Source organism: Pseudomonas sp. 3B-A001-10F, from assembly GCF_056313565.1.
This window is the reverse complement of sequence record NZ_JBQYFW010000072.1, coordinates 1-1258: the sequence shown is the minus strand read 5'-3', so window position 1 is coordinate 1258 and position 1258 is coordinate 1. Positions and strand designations below refer to the sequence as shown.

Genomic DNA, 1258 nt, shown 5'->3' with positions numbered 1-1258 from the left:
TGATCTGGTCAAACGATACTGGACACGGTTATAGGGTTTAGGTCATTTCTCATGCTGCCAAGGCTTCCATTGCTACCGGAGTCCGATATCCGTTGTGACTGTGCAGCCTGATCCGATTGTAATAATGGGTCAGGTAGCGCAACACATCGGTACTGGCCTCATCTTCGTTTCGGTAGCCAGCCTTGGGTATCCATTCAGATTTCAAACTGCCAAAGAAACGCTCCATCGGGGCGTTATCCCAGCAGTTTCCTCGTCGACTCATGCTTTGTTTTATCCGCATCTCCGACAGCGTTTCACGGAACATTTTGCTGCTGTAATGGCAACCCTGATCCGAATGGAACATTAGGTTTTCAGGGCGTCCTCGCGACTCGAAAGCCATCTTTAACGCTCGACAGGTCAGAGCTGAATCCGGACTTCTGGACATCGCCCAGCCGACGATGCGGCGGGCATGCAGATCAAGTACAGCAGCCAGATAAACCCAGTAAGTACCGGCCCAAATGTAAGTCACGTCGCCACACCACACTCGATTGGGGGCCTCGACATTGAATTTACGCTCCAAATGATTTGGGGCGTATTGCGCCTCCGCACCGCTGGGTTTGTACCGATGCCTGCGCCGTTGCTGGCTCTTCAAACCGAGCTCGCGCATCAGGCTACGAGCCATGTAACGACCTACCGACTCTTTTTCGTTACACAGCGCTTTTGACAGGCTGCGCGCGCCCATTGAGCCGCGACTTTGCTCATGTAATTCGGCAGCCTTGATCTTTAGGCGATCGCGTCCGACATGCACTTTCGCCCGCTGTTTCAGACGCTCGTAATAACTGCTGCGGTTGATACCAAACACGCCACACAACTCGGATCTTGGATATTGCTCGCTTAACTCCTCGACCAGCCTTACCGATCGAGGGAATCCGACATCAAGAGAGCTGTAGCCTTTTTTAAAATTTCCTTCTCGCGCTCAATCCGTCGAATTGTTGCTTCCAGTTCCTGGATGCGTTGTTGGTCAACGGTCATGGCCTTGGACTTCTCAGGCGTCTTGCCGCTGCGCTCCGCACGCAGTTGCTCAACCCAGCGGCGCAGAGCTGTAGGGCCCACGCCCATTGCTTCGCAGGCTTCACTCACCGAATAGTCTTTATCCAAAACCAGGCAAGCCGCATCCCGTTTGAAATCTGTCGAAAAATATCTTCTGGTCAAATCACACCTCTTCGTTGGGCGTAGATTAACGCCCTTTAGGGGTGTCCAGAATCATTAAGCCAGATCA

Annotated in this window: 1 protein-coding gene; it reads right to left on the bottom strand. The window is 52.6% G+C overall.

What is annotated here, in order from left to right; translation table 11 throughout:
- Positions 1-49: 49 nt before the first annotated feature.
- Positions 50-1191, bottom strand: a protein-coding gene (locus AC0ZWN_RS28765) for an IS3 family transposase (protein ID WP_225919934.1) whose coding sequence is annotated in 2 segments (ribosomal slippage) — positions 50-930 and positions 930-1191 — 1143 coding nt in all. Because the reading frame shifts where the segments join, the coding sequence is not laid out codon by codon here.
- Positions 1192-1258 lie beyond the last annotated feature (67 nt).